At 57.7% G+C, this 15,779-nt stretch carries 15 protein-coding genes; 8 read left to right on the top strand and 7 right to left on the bottom strand.

The window, feature by feature from the left end; all coding sequences use genetic code 11:
* Positions 1–52: 52 nt before the first annotated feature.
* Entirely contained in the window at positions 53–607 is a 555-nt protein-coding gene (locus tag ABXH05_RS05395) for a D-glycero-alpha-D-manno-heptose-1,7-bisphosphate 7-phosphatase (protein ID WP_353560113.1), read from the bottom strand.
* Positions 608–715: 108 nt separating this feature from the next.
* Here ABXH05_RS05395 and ABXH05_RS05390 point away from each other — a divergent pair, with 108 nt between their 5' ends.
* Positions 716–1,402 carry a cupin domain-containing protein gene (locus tag ABXH05_RS05390; protein ID WP_353560112.1) on the top strand — a complete coding sequence of 229 codons (687 nt, stop codon included), beginning with the start codon at positions 716–718 and terminating at the stop codon, positions 1,400–1,402.
* On the opposite strand, the gene ABXH05_RS05385 is transcribed toward ABXH05_RS05390, so the two are convergent.
* Complete coding sequence (locus ABXH05_RS05385; RefSeq protein WP_353560111.1) at positions 1,403–2,350, bottom strand: radical SAM protein; 948 nt, start codon at positions 2,348–2,350, stop codon at positions 1,403–1,405.
* A 141-nt stretch (positions 2,351–2,491) separates the two neighbouring features.
* Here ABXH05_RS05385 and ABXH05_RS05380 point away from each other — a divergent pair, with 141 nt between their 5' ends.
* The 3 genes from ABXH05_RS05380 (at position 2,492) to ABXH05_RS05370 (ending at position 4,949) form a co-directional block, all read left to right on the top strand.
* The gene (locus ABXH05_RS05380; RefSeq protein WP_353560110.1) at positions 2,492–3,595 is read left to right on the top strand and encodes a DUF2855 family protein; all 1,104 of its coding nucleotides are present in this window, start codon (positions 2,492–2,494) and stop codon (positions 3,593–3,595) included.
* Positions 3,596–3,714: 119 nt separating this feature from the next.
* Positions 3,715–4,524 (top strand): acyl-CoA thioesterase, encoded by an 810-nt coding sequence (locus tag ABXH05_RS05375; RefSeq protein WP_353560109.1) that lies wholly within the window; start codon positions 3,715–3,717, stop codon positions 4,522–4,524.
* Positions 4,525–4,538: 14 nt separating this feature from the next.
* A complete protein-coding gene (locus ABXH05_RS05370; protein WP_353560108.1) occupies positions 4,539–4,949 on the top strand; it encodes a VOC family protein in 411 nt (136 codons plus the stop codon).
* Here the strand turns inward: ABXH05_RS05370 and ABXH05_RS05365 are convergent.
* On the bottom strand, positions 4,946–5,371 hold the full coding sequence (locus ABXH05_RS05365; RefSeq protein WP_353560107.1) for a hypothetical protein: 426 nt from the start codon (positions 5,369–5,371) through the stop codon (positions 4,946–4,948). The two genes, ABXH05_RS05370 and ABXH05_RS05365, sit on opposite strands and share 4 nt — an antisense overlap.
* A gap of 186 nt (positions 5,372–5,557) precedes the next feature.
* On the opposite strand from ABXH05_RS05365, the gene ABXH05_RS05360 reads away from it, so the two are divergent.
* Complete coding sequence (locus tag ABXH05_RS05360; protein WP_353560106.1) at positions 5,558–6,994, top strand: PQQ-dependent sugar dehydrogenase; 1,437 nt, start codon at positions 5,558–5,560, stop codon at positions 6,992–6,994.
* Positions 6,995–7,083: 89 nt separating this feature from the next.
* Here ABXH05_RS05360 and ABXH05_RS05355 read toward each other — a convergent pair whose 3' ends face one another.
* The 3 genes from ABXH05_RS05355 to ABXH05_RS05345 all read right to left on the bottom strand — a co-directional run bounded on the left by ABXH05_RS05355 (position 7,084) and on the right by ABXH05_RS05345 (position 10,716).
* Complete coding sequence (locus tag ABXH05_RS05355) at positions 7,084–7,980, bottom strand: amino acid ABC transporter substrate-binding protein (protein ID WP_353560105.1); 897 nt, start codon at positions 7,978–7,980, stop codon at positions 7,084–7,086.
* Positions 7,981–8,074: 94 nt separating this feature from the next.
* Positions 8,075–9,529: a homospermidine synthase gene (locus tag ABXH05_RS05350; protein ID WP_353560104.1), complete on the bottom strand. Its 1,455-nt coding sequence runs from the start codon at positions 9,527–9,529 to the stop codon at positions 8,075–8,077.
* A gap of 50 nt (positions 9,530–9,579) precedes the next feature.
* On the bottom strand, positions 9,580–10,716 hold the full coding sequence (locus tag ABXH05_RS05345; protein WP_353560103.1) for a type III PLP-dependent enzyme: 1,137 nt from the start codon (positions 10,714–10,716) through the stop codon (positions 9,580–9,582).
* 494 nt (positions 10,717–11,210) lie between these two features.
* Between ABXH05_RS05345 and ABXH05_RS05340 the strand changes: the two genes are divergently transcribed.
* A complete protein-coding gene (locus tag ABXH05_RS05340; RefSeq protein ID WP_353560102.1) occupies positions 11,211–12,305 on the top strand; it encodes an MBL fold metallo-hydrolase in 1,095 nt (364 codons plus the stop codon).
* Between the two features lie 11 nt (positions 12,306–12,316).
* On the opposite strand, the gene ABXH05_RS05335 is transcribed toward ABXH05_RS05340, so the two are convergent.
* A complete protein-coding gene (locus ABXH05_RS05335) occupies positions 12,317–13,255 on the bottom strand; it encodes a hydrogen peroxide-inducible genes activator (RefSeq protein ID WP_348136117.1) in 939 nt (312 codons plus the stop codon).
* A gap of 143 nt (positions 13,256–13,398) precedes the next feature.
* Here ABXH05_RS05335 and ABXH05_RS05330 point away from each other — a divergent pair, with 143 nt between their 5' ends.
* Positions 13,399–14,949: an NADP-dependent isocitrate dehydrogenase gene (locus tag ABXH05_RS05330; protein ID WP_353560101.1), complete on the top strand. Its 1,551-nt coding sequence runs from the start codon at positions 13,399–13,401 to the stop codon at positions 14,947–14,949.
* 243 nt (positions 14,950–15,192) lie between these two features.
* Positions 15,193–15,774, top strand: a complete 582-nt coding sequence (locus ABXH05_RS05325) for a D-sedoheptulose 7-phosphate isomerase (RefSeq protein WP_353560100.1) — start codon at positions 15,193–15,195, stop codon at positions 15,772–15,774.
* Positions 15,775–15,779 lie beyond the last annotated feature (5 nt).

Here is a 15,779-nt window from a genome sequence, read left to right as displayed (position 1 = left end):
TTGTGGTTGTTGGTGCGTTCGATGGGTGGCTAGTCGTCATTGGCCGGTCGATTCAGGCGTCAAAAACCCCATTCAGCCATGTGAGAGCCGCATTCAAATCGGGATGGCGGGCGACAGTGGTGTAGTTGGCGTCGCTGCGTTTCTCTTCGATCATGTCACCGATGATGGCCATGTGGCCGACGCCAGCGGCAATGGCAGCCTCCATATCCGTCCACTTGTCGCCCAGCATGGCGGAGGCTGGCATGTCTATGTCATGGGCGTCGCGGGCGGCGTAGAGCATGCCGGGATTGGGTTTGCGCATGGGGTGGTCGAGGCCGTCAGGGCCTTTCAGGTGTGGACAGTGAAACACGTCCGTTAGCGCAACGCCCTCATCTGCAAAGCGGGCACACATCCAGGCCGTGAGCGTTTGATACTGCTCTTCCGTATAGTAACCGCGCGCAATGCCAGATTGGTTGGTGACAACGATCAGGGCCGCGTCGAGGTCGATTGCTGTTCGTGCCAGCTCGAAGATGCCTGGCATCCACTCAAAGTCTTTTGCGTCATGTACATATCCCTTGTCGACGTTGATGATGCCATCACGGTCCAGAAATAGGGCTCGGCGTGTCACGGCAGTTTTGTGTCCTTGTCGAAAGGCATCACGAGCTTGTGAGCGGCGCATGGAAAATTCTACGCCTATCTAACGCGAAGACGCTCGCTTGAGCAAAGGAACACGACGATGTCACACCAGACTGCCAGCCAGGCTCCGATTACGCTTTTTGCGGATCTGTCTCAATCAGCGCAGGTGGATACCCAGGCAATCGACTGGATTCCATCGCCTATGGCAGGTGTGGAGCGCCGCATGATAGAGCGCGACGGTGGTGAGGTTGCACGGGCAACAAGTCTTGTGCGTTATGCGGCCGGCAGCCGGTTTTCGGCTCATCGTCATGATATGGGCGAAGAATACATCGTTCTGTCCGGCACGTTCTCAGACAATGATGGTGACTTCCCTGAAGGGACTTATGTCCGCAATCCGCCAGGCTCTTCACATGCACCGCATACGGATGAAGGCTGTGTGATTCTCGTAAAGCTTCGGCAGATGCCTGACGACGAAGATCGTACGGTCCATGTTGATACGAAGACCGCGCCGTTTGAGCCGGCCGGCGTCGCTGGGTATGAGAGGCAGGTGCTGTTTGACTCAGGCTATGAGCAAGTGACGATTGAACGTCTGCAGCCGGGAACGAGCATTGATGCGCATGTTGCCGGGGGCGAGGAAGTTTTCGTGCTGGAAGGTACTTTGTCATATGGCGGTGCGCTGTGTGGCAAAGGCACGTGGTTGCGTCGTGCAGCTGGCCAGGAAATGCCGATGGCGTCACCGGATGGATGCCGCATCTGGGTGAAGCGCGGTCACCTCGCTGACGTTTAGCTAGCCGGAGCAGCTGGCGCCGCCTAATACGCAAAAGCGTGAGCAGTGCGGATGGTTCAGAGACACAGGCTTCATGCTGCCTTTGAGTGTTGGTCCCAATTCAAAACGATCGTCATACGCAATCAGCGTACAGGCCAGGATCGCAGGCGCATCGGCGCCTTTGCGTTTTACGGCCATGCGGGCGTTTGAGCACATCACGTCCCGAGGAGATTTATTCAATGTCTTCCAGCAACCGGTGGTGATTTCCGCGATGTCGGTGTTCTCGTCCATCTCTGGGAAGATCACAAGGTCGTTTGGGTTGGTGGCGTCAAGTTCGAGGCCGAGTTCTGTAAACAGTGCTGCGTATCCAGCCCGCTCATCGGCTTCCGTTTCCCCAGACAGCATGCGACCGGCGATGGACAGCTGGAAGCCATTGCGGTTCAGCCAAATCAGCCCGTCGATCATCGGGGCCCAGGAATCCGGCCCTCGTTCCTCTTCGTGAACCTTGCTCGTGTAGTGGTCCATGGAGACCCGGATTGTGAGGCGGGCTGAATAAAGTGCCTGCAGCGCCAGCAGGGCTTCAGCGGGTCCGGGGCGTTGCATGGGCCGCATGGCGTTTGTCAGCACCAGCGCATTGTGGCCGCGGGACAGGGCGTCGCCGAGCATTGGAATGAAGTCCGGGTTCATGAAGGGTTCGCCGCCGGTAAAGCCGACTTCCTTCAGTCCCAGATGCTCACGCTCTGCTTCATCAAGCAGATCAGCCACCTCGGAGGTGGAGATGTATTCCAGCGCATCATTGGTGGGGGTGGATTCAATGTAGCAGTTGGCGCAGGCGAGATTGCACAAGGTTCCTGTGTTGATCCACAGGGTTTCCAGGGTGTGCGGCATGATCCAGGCGCGTTTTTCGCCTTTGAGGGTCAGGTGCGGGTCCTGAAATTTGCCAGAGATTGTGCGGGGCATTTCGTTCATGAGGGCACATAAACGCTCAAATCGTCCGGCGTCTATCAAAAAGGCAAAGGCTTTTGCTCAAACCCCTGTTACTTCGCCGTGTGGCCGTGGCACACTCCGCCGCAACACCCATCAGATACTCCCTATCAAGAGGAAACATCCATGTCCGATCAGGCCATTGATTTTGAAGTCCGCAAGAGCGAACTCACCACATCTCGCGCCGAAACCGGTGCAGTGCCGGAAATCGGTGCCGGTGAGGTGCTCATGAAGGTTGAGCGGTTCTCTCTCACAGCAAACAACATCACCTATGCCGTGTTTGGCGATGCCATGCGCTACTGGGACTTCTTTTCGGACCGCACCGAAGGTGCTGAATTTGGCCGCATCCCGGTCTGGGGCTTTGGCGAAGTTGTTGCCTCCAACGCTGATGGCGTGGCGGTGGGATCGCGCGTTTATGGATATTTCCCGATGTCCAACTACCGGGTTGCGAAGGCCGCCAAGATTTCCGAGCACGGCTTCATGGATGCCTCAGGTGTTCGCGGTGAGCTCGCGCCGGTCTACAGCCAGTTCATGGCCACGACGTCTGACCCGCTTTATGCCAAGGAAGACGAAGACCAGATCATGCTGTTCCGGCCGCTGTTCACCACCAGCTTTATTCTGGATGACTGGCTGGCGGAGAATGATTTTTTTGGCGCCAAGACCATCATTCTGACCAGTGCATCTTCCAAGACCTCGCTTGGCCTTGCACATCTGTTGAAGAAGAACCGTGGCGATAAGGTCCGCGTGGTCGGGCTTACCTCACCCTCCAATGTGGCGTTTGTCGAGGGCACGAATTTCTATGATGAGATTGTGACCTACGACAAGATTTCCGACATGGATGCCTCTGTGCCGACGGGCATTGTGGACATGGCGGGCAACTCCTCTGTGCGTGCTGATGTGCACAACCACTTCAAGGACAATCTCAAGGTGTCGTCTGCTGTTGGCGGTACCCATTGGGACAGTGTTGGTGGTGGTCAGGAGAATTTGCCCGGCCCTGCAGTGGAGCTGTTCTTTGCGCCCACGCATATTGAGCGCCGGATGAAAGAATGGGGCGGCCCTGGTTTCCAGGAGCGTGTCGCCAAGGCATGGGGCGGTTTCATTCCTGAAACCAAGAAGTGGATTGAGGTCATTCACTCCGCTGGCGCTGATAAGGTGAAAGACGTTTATCTTGAGGTGCTTGGCGGCAAGACACCCCCCAACAAGGCGCATATTCTGTCGCTTTGGGACTAGAAAAGCTCAAATTCTGCGGATGTGTGCCTAGCGGGTATACGTTTGCGGTAGTTGTCATAAGGCATGCGCGCGCTTAGGTACGCGCATGCCTTTTTCTTTGCCTGCAGGTTGAGTGCTTTATGTCGAATTCTGCTTTTTTTGATCTCCGTTCTACTCACAATCCCAATCGCTGGACCCTTGAAGTCACTCAGGGTCTCTGCGTTGGCCGCACAGGAAACATGTTCATGTTTGGCGGCGTCGGGCTTGCTGCCTCCATCAAAGCCATGGAAGGCACGACTGGCCGCCGGGTGATCTGGGCTGCGGCGCAATATCTATCTTTTGCGCGGCCGGGTTCCATCGTTGATGTGGACGTGGAGGTGCCCGTGTCGGGCAAGTTCAACTCACAGGCCCGCACGAAGGCACATGTGGGTGATCAGGAGATCATCACGGCAAGTGCAGCCCTTGGTGAGCGGCCTACCGATGATAGCGAGCAGTGGGCCACCATGCCGGACGTGCCGCAGCCGGAAGATTGCCCGCCCATGGAGCGCTGGGAGCGGGATGACGAAGAGCTGCACGACCACATGGAATTGCGCGTAGCCAAGGGGCGCTATGGCAAAGCACGCCGGGACGGTGTGAAAAGCGACGATGGTGAAGTCTATCTGTGGGCCCGCCCCAAGGATGGTCGCGAGATCGATACCAGCATGCTTGCGATTATTGCTGATTTCATCCCATCAGCCGTTGGCAATGCGATCGGTAAGAATGCAGGCGGCAATAGCCTCGACAATACTCTGCGCATTCGTCATGTGGTTCCCACGGACTGGGTGCTGTGCGATACGCGAATCCACGGTGTTCATGGTGGGTTTGCCCATGGGCGCATGCTGCAGTTTGCTCAGGATGGCGAGCTGATGGCGACCGCCAGCCAGTCCATGATCGTGCGTGTTCACGATTAGCACGGAGAAACTGTATGACCGACGAACTGGCGTTGACCATCGACCATTTGACGCTCAGCGTTGCAGATATTGCAAAGGCCAAGGCGTTTTATGAAAAGGCGCTGGCGCCTGCAGGGCTTGAGCTCGTAGCTGAACTCACACCTGACATCACTGGTGGCGCCCACTTTGTTGCCTTTGGCAAAGGTCGAAAAGGTAATCTGTGGATTGCCGCCACTGGCCATCAGACCCCCACAACGCATTTTTGCTTCAGGGTTGGATCACGGGCAGCTGTGCGTGCGTTCCATGAGCAGGCGATCGCCGCTGGCGGCGTGGACAATGGCGCGCCGGGTGTCCGGGAGATGTACCACCCGGAGTACTACGCAGCGTTCGTCACCGACCCTGAAGGCCACAACGTTGAGTGTGTGACGTTTGATCTTGCGCCTTAAGCCGGGCGCTTGATCATCACATAAGTGAGGCCCGCAAGAGCGCCGGCAATGGCCTGACCGATGAAGCCGTCCATCTCGCGTGCACTGGCAATGGCTGTAATGCCGAAGACCTGAGTCATTGCGGTAAGTGCGACTGCCACGGCAACGCCACCGGCTACCACAAACACAATGCTGCGGAGGCCTGACATGAAGCGGGACAGAAGGCCTGCGATCAGGAACGCTACGAGAAGCGCAGCACCCATGATCGCGCCATAGATGGGGGCCATGCCCACGATGTCGTGGAGGATCCATTCAATGCGTTGGCCGATGGAGAACTCTCCGCCGAGCGCTGCAAGGTCACCCTGATTGAAAAAAGCGTGGGCACCGGCGCCAACAATCAGCACCACCACAACAGCCAGAATGTATCCAAGAACCATGCGCATCAGGTTCGTCCTCCCCCATTTATCATCGCATCTGCGATCAGGCGGCGCGGTTAAAGCGTCGCGTTTATGTGCCATATTCGCTTAAGATGGCGTTGAGAACCAGCCCGGTTGCCCCCATCTTGCGTACTATATGGGGGCCAGATACTGGCATTGAACAGATAAAACGGCGGAAACGGGGAAAGCGGCATGGTTAATCGATTGGATCGGGTCACAGTTGCGGGGGCCTTGATGCTGGCGGGTGTATTGGTCACGCCGGCTTTGGCGCAGGACGTTACCGCCGCAGCGGATGATCAGTTCACTGTGGAAACAGTGGCCGAAGGGCTCGATTTCCCTTGGTCAATCGCGTTTTTGCCTGATGGCGACATGTTGGTGACGGAACTCACTGGACAGCTTCGTCTGATCGATAACGGTGAGCTTGTGGAAGCGCCTATCTCGGGCACCCCTGAGGTCATCTATGGCGGGCAGGGTGGCTTGTCTGACGTTGTGTTGCACCCGGACTTTGCGACCAACAATCTGGTCTATCTCACCTATTCAGCAGCACGGGACAAGGGCAACACGCTTGTGGTGGCGCGGGCTGAATTCACAGGCAGTGCGCTTGAGAACTTTGAAGTGGTCTTTGAAGCTGACGCCTATCGCTCAACCCTCGTGCACTATGGTGCGCGAATGACCTTCCTGCCGGATGGTACCTTCATGGTCACCAGCGGCGATGGGTTTGACTATCGCGAGCAGTCTCAGAACACGGACAATCATTTTGGGGCAATGCTGCGGCTCAATGATGATGGGACTGTGCCTGCTGACAATCCCTATGTGGGCGATGACAGCGTGCGGGACGAGATCTACTCCTACGGGCACCGCAATCCGCAGGCGATTGTGTATGACGCTTCCACCGGCCGCATCTATGAAAATGAGCATGGGGCGCAGGGCGGAGATGAAATCAACATCATTGAGCCCAAAGGCAATTACGGGTGGCCGCTTGCCACCTTCGGTCTTGATTACTCCGGTGCTTATGTGTCGCCCCTCACAGAATTTGAAGGGTCCAGCCAGCCTCTGACCTATTGGACGCCGTCCATCGCTCCATCAGGCATGGCACTAGTAGCGGGTGAGGCCTTCAGTGACTGGGATGGTGATCTTCTTGTCACCGCACTGGCGCCGGGCAATGTCGCTGAATTTGCTGACCGTAACCTGCGCCGCGTCATTATTGATGATGGCAAGCTTGCGGGTGAAGAAGCCCTTCGTGTCACCGTGCCTGGTGCCGAAGGCGATGACACGCCGCGCCTGCGTGACGTGCGCATGGCGCCGGATGGCAGCATCTATGTGCTGACTGATGGCGAAGGCGGGCACGTGCTGCGTCTGGTGCCGGCTGGCGGCATGCCTGGTCCTTCAGCCTCTTTGGATGACGCGCGTGAAGCGGTGGGTGAAGCCACACAGGCCGTTATCGAAGCCGTGACTGAAGGTGCCAAAGCGGCGGCAGAGGCCGTCGAGGAAGTCATAGAGGCCAACAAGGATGATGTTGCAGAAGCTGTAAATGATGCTGTGGAAGCAACAGCCGAGGCTGTGAAAGAGGGTGCGGATGCGGTGAAGGAAGCCGTGTCAACGGATGCTACGGACACGCCCGCTGAATAACCGTGCCTTTGCTGCAATCCTGTTAGAAGAAAAAGGGCAGCTTCATTTTTGAAGCTGCCCTTTTGTTTTGCTTGTGCCGCCTGGTGTGTTTACTCCGGCACGGCTTGCAACTGGAGCATCCGTTCCAGGGTTACGCCAGGGCGGGCGCCAAGGGGTGCCAGCCACTTCTCATACAGATCATCAAGCACACCGTCCTGATACAGACCAATGATGGCGCGGTCGACGGCGAGGCGGAAATCCGCGTCGCCACGTGGCAGGATGATGCCATAGGGCTCAAAGGACAAAAGGCCGGGCAACGCGACAAGGTCAGCGCCAAGCGGGTCCTGCATCAGGTCCACAAGGATCATCTTGTCGTGGGCAATTGCATCCGCTTTGTCTTCCTTGATGGCCGCAACTGCATCGACGGTGCGTTCTACCGCAATGACTTCGACATCTATGCGTTGTGCCCTTAGTGCTCTCTTGATCGCGACCTGTGTTGTTGATCCTTCGATCACGGCCACGCGTTTGCCCGCCAGAGCTTCGATGTCGGGTAGCGACTGGATGTCGGCCACAGCCACGGATGCACCTGATGCAAAAAATGGAACCGAGAAATCGACGCGTTCGCGACGGCCAAGCGTCACTGTTGTCGCGCCGCATTCCATGTCTGCACGCCCGCTGACGACCGTGTCGAGGCGCGACTGCACCGTGACCGGTACATAGTCGATGGAGATAATTGGAACTTCGATTTGTGTTGCGAGCTCGGAAACAATGGCGCGACACAGTTCAATGGAAAGGCCCGATGGAATGCCGTCGTCGCCGGTAAAGGAGAAAGGCGCAAGGTCCTCGACATTCGCGACGGTAATGCGCCCGTCGGCAGCAATCTTCTCAAGCGTTCCTGCTTCAGCGTTGCCGGACAAAGTAAGGCTGCTAATGGCAAAGGCGGAGACAGCAAGAGCAGCGATGCCCATGGTTCGGGTGTGGTCAAGAAGTGTGGACGTGCGCGACATTCATTGGCTCCAGTCAGCTAAGAGTATGGCTGTTGGAGGTGACCTTGCCACCGGACTGGCGGGCTGGCCAGACCTGTTCGTGCGTTAACCGTAACTAGGGCCGCACAAGCACATTCTTGAACTGCCAGGGGTCGCTTTCGTCCAGGTCTTCGGCAAAAAAGCTGGGTCGGCCCTCAAGGGGCGTCCAGTCGGTGTAGAAGCCCTTTACTGGCCCCAGATAGGGCAGTTGCACTTCGAGGCAGCGTTTGTAGTCCAGTTCGTCGGCTTCAACGATGCCGGCATTTGGGTTTTCGATGGCCCAGACCATGCCTGCAATGACGGCGGATGTGACCTGCAGACCTGTTGCGTTCTGGTAGGGCGCAATGTCCCGGGTTTCTTCTATGGAAAGCTGCGAGCCGTACCAGTAGGCGTTTTTCGCGTGGCCATAGAGGAGCACGCCCAGTTCATCTATGCCGTCCACGATCTCGTCTTCATCAAGAATGTGATAGATGGCCTGCGGCTTGCCTTCATTGCCAAACAGTTCGTGTAGGGACACGACCGCATCATCCGCCGGGTGATAGGCATAATGGACCGTGGGGCGGTATTCCGGATTGGTGCCTTCGCCGATGGTGAAAAAGTCTGCGATGGAGACGCTCTCATTGTGGGTTACAAGAAAGCCATGCTGGGGGCCGGGTGTCGGGCACCATGTGCGCACTTTGGTGGCGCCGCCGGGTTGCGTCATGTAGATCGCCGACTGACAACCCGTACCGTCCTTTTGATGGTGTGCGTTGTCAGGCATCCATTTTTCGTGGGTGCCCCATCCAAGTTCAGCGGGCTGCTGCCCTTCAGAAATAAATCCGTCTACGGACCAGGTGTTGACGAAAGTGCCAAGTGGTTTTGGTGACTTCGCGCGTTGCGTGTCTCGCTCGGCAATGTGAATGCCCTTGGTGCCGGTGCGCTGCATGAGCCGGGCCCAGCCGTCGCGGTCTTCTGCGGCGGGTTCGTCGAAATCAAGCCCAAGGTCGGTTGCCAGATTGATGAGGGCCTGTTTGACGAAGAACGACACCATGCCGGGATTGGCGCCACAGCATGAGACGGCCGTTGTGCCGCCCGGATTGTTGCGTTTTTCGGTGCGGGCTGTTTCGCGCAGGACATAATTGGTGCGCTCCGCTGGATCATTGTCCTGGTCGACATAAAAACCAAACCAGGGCTCAACAACGGTATCGATGTAGGGCACATCGATTTCCCGGCACAGTCGCATGACGTCAACCGAGCCGACGTCGACAGAAAGATTGACGCAGAAACCCTGACCCTCACCTTCCGTCAGCAGTGGCGTCAGAATTTCTTTGTAGTTTTCGCTGGTGATCTCGCGCTGGAGGAAACGGACACCGTGCTTGTCTGCCAGGGTCTTGCCCGCATCGCTTGGATCAATGATGACCATCCGGCTTTTGTCGAAATCGAAGTGACGTTCGATCAGGGGGAGTGTGCCGCGACCAATGGAGCCGAAGCCGATCATGACGATGGGGCCGGAGATCCTGTGATAGACGGGCCAGGGGGTCTTGGTGGTCATGGTGGTCTTATCTCTCCCGGTCGCAGGTGTCCGTGGCCCAGGTGTCCCGCTTAGATGATGTACGACTTAAGGGGGGCAAACCCGTTGAAGCCATTCGAGGCATACGTGGTGGTGTATGCACCGGTTGCCTCGATCAGAATCTCGTCGCCGATGGTAAGGGACACGGGAAGGTCATAGGGTGTTTTTTCATACAGTACGTCTGCGGAATCGCAAGTAGGTCCTGCTACCACGCAAGGTGTCGTGCGCTCACCGTCGTGAGGTGTGCGGATGGGGTAGCGGATTGCCTCATCCATGGTTTCTGCCAGCCCACCGAACTTGCCGATATCAAGATAGACCCAGCGGTCGGCGTCAGGCTCTTGCGTCTTGCGGCTCACCAGCACGACTTCGGCGCGAATGACGCCAGCGTCTCCCACCAGGCCGCGACCCGGCTCGATGATCGTTTCGGGGATCTGGTTGCCGAAATGTCGGCGCAACGCGCCAAAAATGGCTTTGCCATAGTCTTCAGACGAGGGCACCTCCTTGAGGTACCGGGTCGGGAAGCCTCCGCCGAGGTTGACCATTTTGAGGTGGATGCCCTGATCGGCCAGCGTGCGGAAGATGGTGCTGGCGTCTTCCAGAGCGCGGTCCCACGCGCTTGTGTCGGGCTGCTGGGAGCCGACATGGAAGGACACGCCATGTGCTTCAAGGCCAAGTTTGTGCGCGTGAAGCAGCACAGTACTGGCCATATCGGGCACGCAACCGAATTTGCGCGACAGGGGCCATTCAGCACCGGCGCAGTCGGTCAGGATGCGGCAGAAGACACGTGAAGCGGGGGCAACGCGCGCCACCTTCTCAACTTCTTCGGGACAATCAACCGCGAACATGCGCACGCCGAGTTCGTAGGCGCGGGCGATGTCGCGTTCTTTCTTGATTGTGTTGCCAAAGGAAATGCGGTCAGCACTGGCGCCGGCGGCCAGGACCATTTCAACTTCGGCAACGGAGGCTGCGTCAAAGGACGAGCCAAGTTTGGCGAGAAGCGCCAGAATTTCTGGGGCCGGATTTGCCTTCACCGCGTAGTACACGCGGCTTTCCGGCAGTGCGCGGGCCAGGCGATTGTAGTTGTCACGCACCACATCCAGATCGACGACGACAAAGGGCTCGTCTGATCGGGTGGTGCGCAGGAAATCTTTGATGCGGTCGGTCACCATTGGGGTGGTCTCCCAGTTCCAGATACATCACGCCATCTGAGTGTATGCCCGTGGACTGCGTGTTGGAGACGCATTGCACGGGCGCCGTCAGAAGCGCGACAGATCCGGGTCTGCTTCATTGGCCAAACTGGCGCGAAACATCGCCGGGTGGTTTGATGCCGGATTGGATTTGGGAGCATCCCCAAGTCCTCACGCGGGCAAAGAAGGTGTGCCTCTTTAGCGTCGCCGGTGGTTGGAAGACCGACTGAGACCAAAAAAGCCCTCACCGTCGTTGCTTTTGGCTACTGGTGTTGTTGGTGTTCCAGCGGCTACGGGCACGTGCGACTATTGGGCGACGCGGGAAATACGGCTTTTGGCAGCGGCTTTCAAGACATTTTGCCAAAAAAGTGGGGCGACCCACCTATGCGGTTCCGCATGGCGATGCCGATTATAATGGCAATGTTACTGCCAATTTATATAATGCAGGGCATTAGTGGATTTGTGAGGGCAGAGAAATGGGTCGTTTCGGCAAAGTATTATTGGGGCTAGTGGTAGTTGGCGCCATTGTGGTGGCGGTTTTCTATTCCATGCGCGAGCAAATCGCGCTCCGCCTGATGGCTGGGGTGGTCGAGCGGAATATGGCCAGCGACCCGCTGGGTGAGCTCTCCGAAGGATTGCATGTGGGGCTGTGCGGTGCAGGTGCGCCCATGGCTGACAATGCCCGTGGTGGTCCGTGTGCGGTCGTCATCGCCAAGCAAGGCGACAAGACTCAGGCCTTTGTTGTTGATGCGGGGACGGGCGGCGTACGCACGCTTCAACAGATGATGCTACCGGTTGGCGCCATTGATGGCGTGTTGCTGACGCATTTTCATTCTGACCACATCGACGGGCTTGGCGAACTTGCCATGCAGCGGTGGGTCAACAGAACCGCGACGTCACCGCTTCCTGTTTATGGGCCGGCTGGTGTTGAGCGCGTTGTGAACGGTTTCAACGAAGCCTATTCCCATGATTTCGTTCACCGTACGGATCATCATGGTGATGACATTGTGCCAGCTTCGGGTGCGGGTATGACAGCCGTTGCCTTTGCGGAGCCTGTTGATGGAGTGGCGCCTGTCATTATTGACCGCGATGGCCTCAAGATCACGACCTTTAAGGTAGATCATACTCCGGTCTCACCGGCAGTCGGCTATCGGTTTGACTTCATGGGCCGGTCAATTGTGATCTCCGGTGACACTGTGAAATCTGACAATCTCATTCGTTTTGCAAAAGACGCGGACCTGCTGATGCATGAAGCGTTGTCACCGACGCTTGTGGGTATCATTACGGATGGCGCCCGCAAGGCAGGGCGTGACAACATCGCGACAATCACTGTCGATATTCTCGACTATCACACCTACCCAGTGCAGGCGGCTGAAGCGGCACAGGAAGCAGGTGTCGATATGCTCGTGTTCCATCACATCGTTCCACCGCTTCCCCTTGCGCCTCTCGAGGATGTGTTCATGGAAGGTGTGAGTGATGCCTATGATGGCCCTGCGGTGATTGCGGTAGATGGAGACTTCTGGTCCCTGCCTGCTGGCAGTGATGATATCCACCACAGTGAGCGGCTTTAAAGGCGCTGTGATCAGTCGGTGACAGTCACACCGTCGATCTTCAGGGACTTCATTCGGCTTCGGATCAACGTTGTGAGTGTCTCGTAGTCTTTGCGATTGGATGCCTGGCGACGCCAAGCCATGCCCACCGTGCGGTGTGGGGGGCGAGGTGCAATGCTGCGCGCGGCCACTTCAGCGCGTTGCCGTTTTCCCTTGGGACCAATTTCCGAGTGAACGTAGAGAGCGGGCAGGAATGTCAGCCCCGCGCCCATGGCGGTCATCTGCCGTAATGTATCGAGGCTGGTGCCTTCGTAGTCCGGCAGGAGGCGGGCACCAAGTTCCTCACAGAGGTCTTTTACCTGCGCGTGATACCGGTGGCCGGATTCAAGTCCCAGAAAGTCTTCACCGCGCAGGAGTGTGCGGGGCACTTCCTCGGCGGTAGTCGCAGCATGGTCATGGGGAAGGGCAAGCTGCATTTCCTCGCGAAAGAGTGGAGCCGTCTCAAACCCACCCATGTCTACCGGCAGAGAGACGATGAGCAGATCAAACCGGCCATCGAGCAATCCGGTTTCCAATGGACCAGGAAAATCCTCGCGTACATAAAGCCGCAGGTCAGGGTAGCGGCTGTGCAGGGCGGGAAGAATGTGCGGCAGCAGGTAGGGCCCGATGGTCGGCAGCACGCCAAGGCGCATGGTGCCCGCCAGGCCTGTCTGGGCGCCGGCGGCATGGTCCTTCAAGTCTTCAACTGCGCTTAGAATGTCACGTGCCCGCTTTACCGTGTCCCGGCCAATGTCTGTGAGCATGGCGCCGGAGCGGCCGCGTTCTGCGAGCTTCACGCCCAGCTTGCGTTCCAGCTCAGCTATCTGTGCGCTCAAGGTTGGCTGTGTGACGCCTACGCGCTCTGCGGCACGTCCGACATGACCTGTCTCGGCGATGGCAACCAGATATGTCAGCTGACGCAGTGTGGGCATGTGATCCAGTTCTCATACATAGATAATATCTATGTATTTACACAAGTAAATCGATTATATCAATGTAACCGGGTTTCCTAAGTTGAGGTCATCAAACAGGCATTGCCGCTGCCTGATATGCACTCCTACACCGGAGATGACCCATGACGCTGAATTCTTCCCTTGAGCAGGCCTATGACGGTTCTGAAACAGACTTTGCCTTTGCGCAGGAAACACCTGCTGCACGCAAGCCAAAGCTTGTCCCGTCTCGTCTGAAAGCGGTTGCCTTGCCCGGTGACGGAATCGGACCGGAAATCATGGACGCCACACAGCGTATTCTGGTCGCGGGTGGTGCACGGATAGACTGGACCACATGTGAGGCTGGTGCCTCGGCCAATGCCAAGGGTGCTGCCTCGGGACTACCGGGCGAAACGCTCGATGAAATCGCGAAAGCCGGATTTGTTCTCAAGGGTCCGCTTGAAACCGGTATCGGCGCTGGTGGCAAAAGCGCCAACGTCACTTTGCGCAAGCACTTTGAGCTCTATGCAAATGTGCGGCCTGCCCGGAGGTTGCCTGGCGTCATCACCCCTTACATGGATCGGGACATTGATCTGGTCGTGGTTCGTGAGAACGTTGAGGACCTGTATGCTGGCATCGAGCACATGCAGACGCCGGATGTGGCGCAATGCCTGAAACTCATCACACGGGCCGGGTCGACCAAGATCGCAGAAGCCGCTTTCGCCCTGGCTAAGGCCGAAGGCCGCAAGCGGGTGACGGTGGCAAGCAAAGCCAACATCATGAAACTCTCTGAGGGGCTGTTCAAACAGGCCTGCGAAGATGTGGCTGCCAAGCACCCGACCCTTCAGTCGGACCATATGATCATCGACAATCTGGCCCACCGTCTGGTGATGTCGCCGGAAGATTTCGATGTGATCTGCACCACCAACATGAATGGTGACATCATCAGCGACCTGACGGCCGGCCTGGTCGGCGGTCTGGGGCTTGCGCCCAGCGCCAACCTCGGTGCCCGGATGTCGATGTTTGAAGCGGTGCATGGGTCTGCCCCTGATATTGCAGGCAAAGGTCTGGCCAATCCGACGGCGCTTCTGCTGGCAGCGATCATGATGCTGCGGCAGGGTGGCAAGCTTGCCGCCGCTGAGCGGATTGAGCAGGCTCTTTATGTGACGCTTGAAGACGGCAAGGACCTGACTGCCGACATGGCGGGCCCGCGCAACGTCAAGGCGGGTTCAACGGTGGCCTTTGCCGACCGCATCATCAGCAATCTTGGACGTCGGTCTCAGAACTGCCCACCTGCCCCCAAAGCGTCTCTCACAATGCCCAAGGGTAAGCTGCAGATGACAGCGGTCTCTGCCCCGACAAAGCGGACGGACGCTGGCATGGACATCTTTGTGGAGTATGGCGGCAGTCCAACCGAGCTTGCTGCCTGCCTTAGGGCCGCCTCTGCGGACTTGCCCTTTACGCTGGCGATGATCTCAAACCGGGGGCTCAAGGTTTATCCCGGAACAGTCCCGATGGCCGATTTTGCCGATCACTGGCGCTGCCGGTTTGCAAGCCGCGCCCCGCAGGACGATCTGCCCGAACAGCAAATGGCTGAACTTATGGCCCGGATCTCCAAATTTGCCCGGTGGTGCCATGTGGAGCGGCTTCAAATGATTGATGGAACACCCGGCTTCTCGGTTGCCCAAGGGCAGTAGGGGCCAACAGACATCCGCCAAACCGTTTGTGCGGGCCATTCCCTCCCCCGGATGATCCCGTACAGGCGACCTCGCCCGTCATACGCATGCTTCTGACCCGTGGCATGTGCGTGGCGGGCGAACTCTTTTTTGACTCAACAGTTCACCATCTCATCAGCAGGACTTGGCGCTGCAAGCGAAAACCCTGTATGAGAACCCCTCAGAGTTGCCGGTGCTTCGGCAGCGCAGGGGAGCTGGACTTCAGTGCACGTATCATCGTTTTATGACGACGAACTGGAAGAACACGCCGCGGTGGTTGCCGCGACGCGGGCAGACCTGCGTGGACCGTTCGAAGCCTTGGTTGAGCTATGCGTCAGCAGCCTGAAAAATGGCGGCAAGCTGATGTTTTTTGGCAATGGTGGCAGTGCGGCAGATGCCCAGCACCTGGCAACGGAACTGTCCGTTCGATACATCAAGAACAGACCTGCCATTGCGGCTCTTGCGCTGACCACTGACACCAGCACCATTACCGCCATCGGCAATGATCTGGGCTTTGAGCAGCTGTTCTCGCGTCAGATCGAAGCCATTGGCAGGCCAGGTGATGTGGCCATTGGCATTACGACATCTGGCACGAGCGCCAATGTGGTTGAGGCGCTCAAGTGTGCCAAGGACGCTGGCATTGGTGCCGCTGCCCTGACAGGCAACGGCGGCTCTAGTCTGGGTTCAGTTGCGGACCCGTTGCTGGTTGTGCCCTCAGGCACGACAGCACGCGTGCAGGAGATGCATATTCTGCTTGGGCAGATGCTCTGTGGCGCAATTGAAAAAGAACTCGGCTACGCTGATTAGATTGG

The organism is Pyruvatibacter sp. HU-CL02332 (assembly GCF_040362765.1).
Classification (GTDB): Bacteria; Pseudomonadota; Alphaproteobacteria; order CGMCC-115125; family CGMCC-115125; genus Pyruvatibacter.
This window is presented reverse-complemented; position numbering and strand designations above follow the sequence as displayed.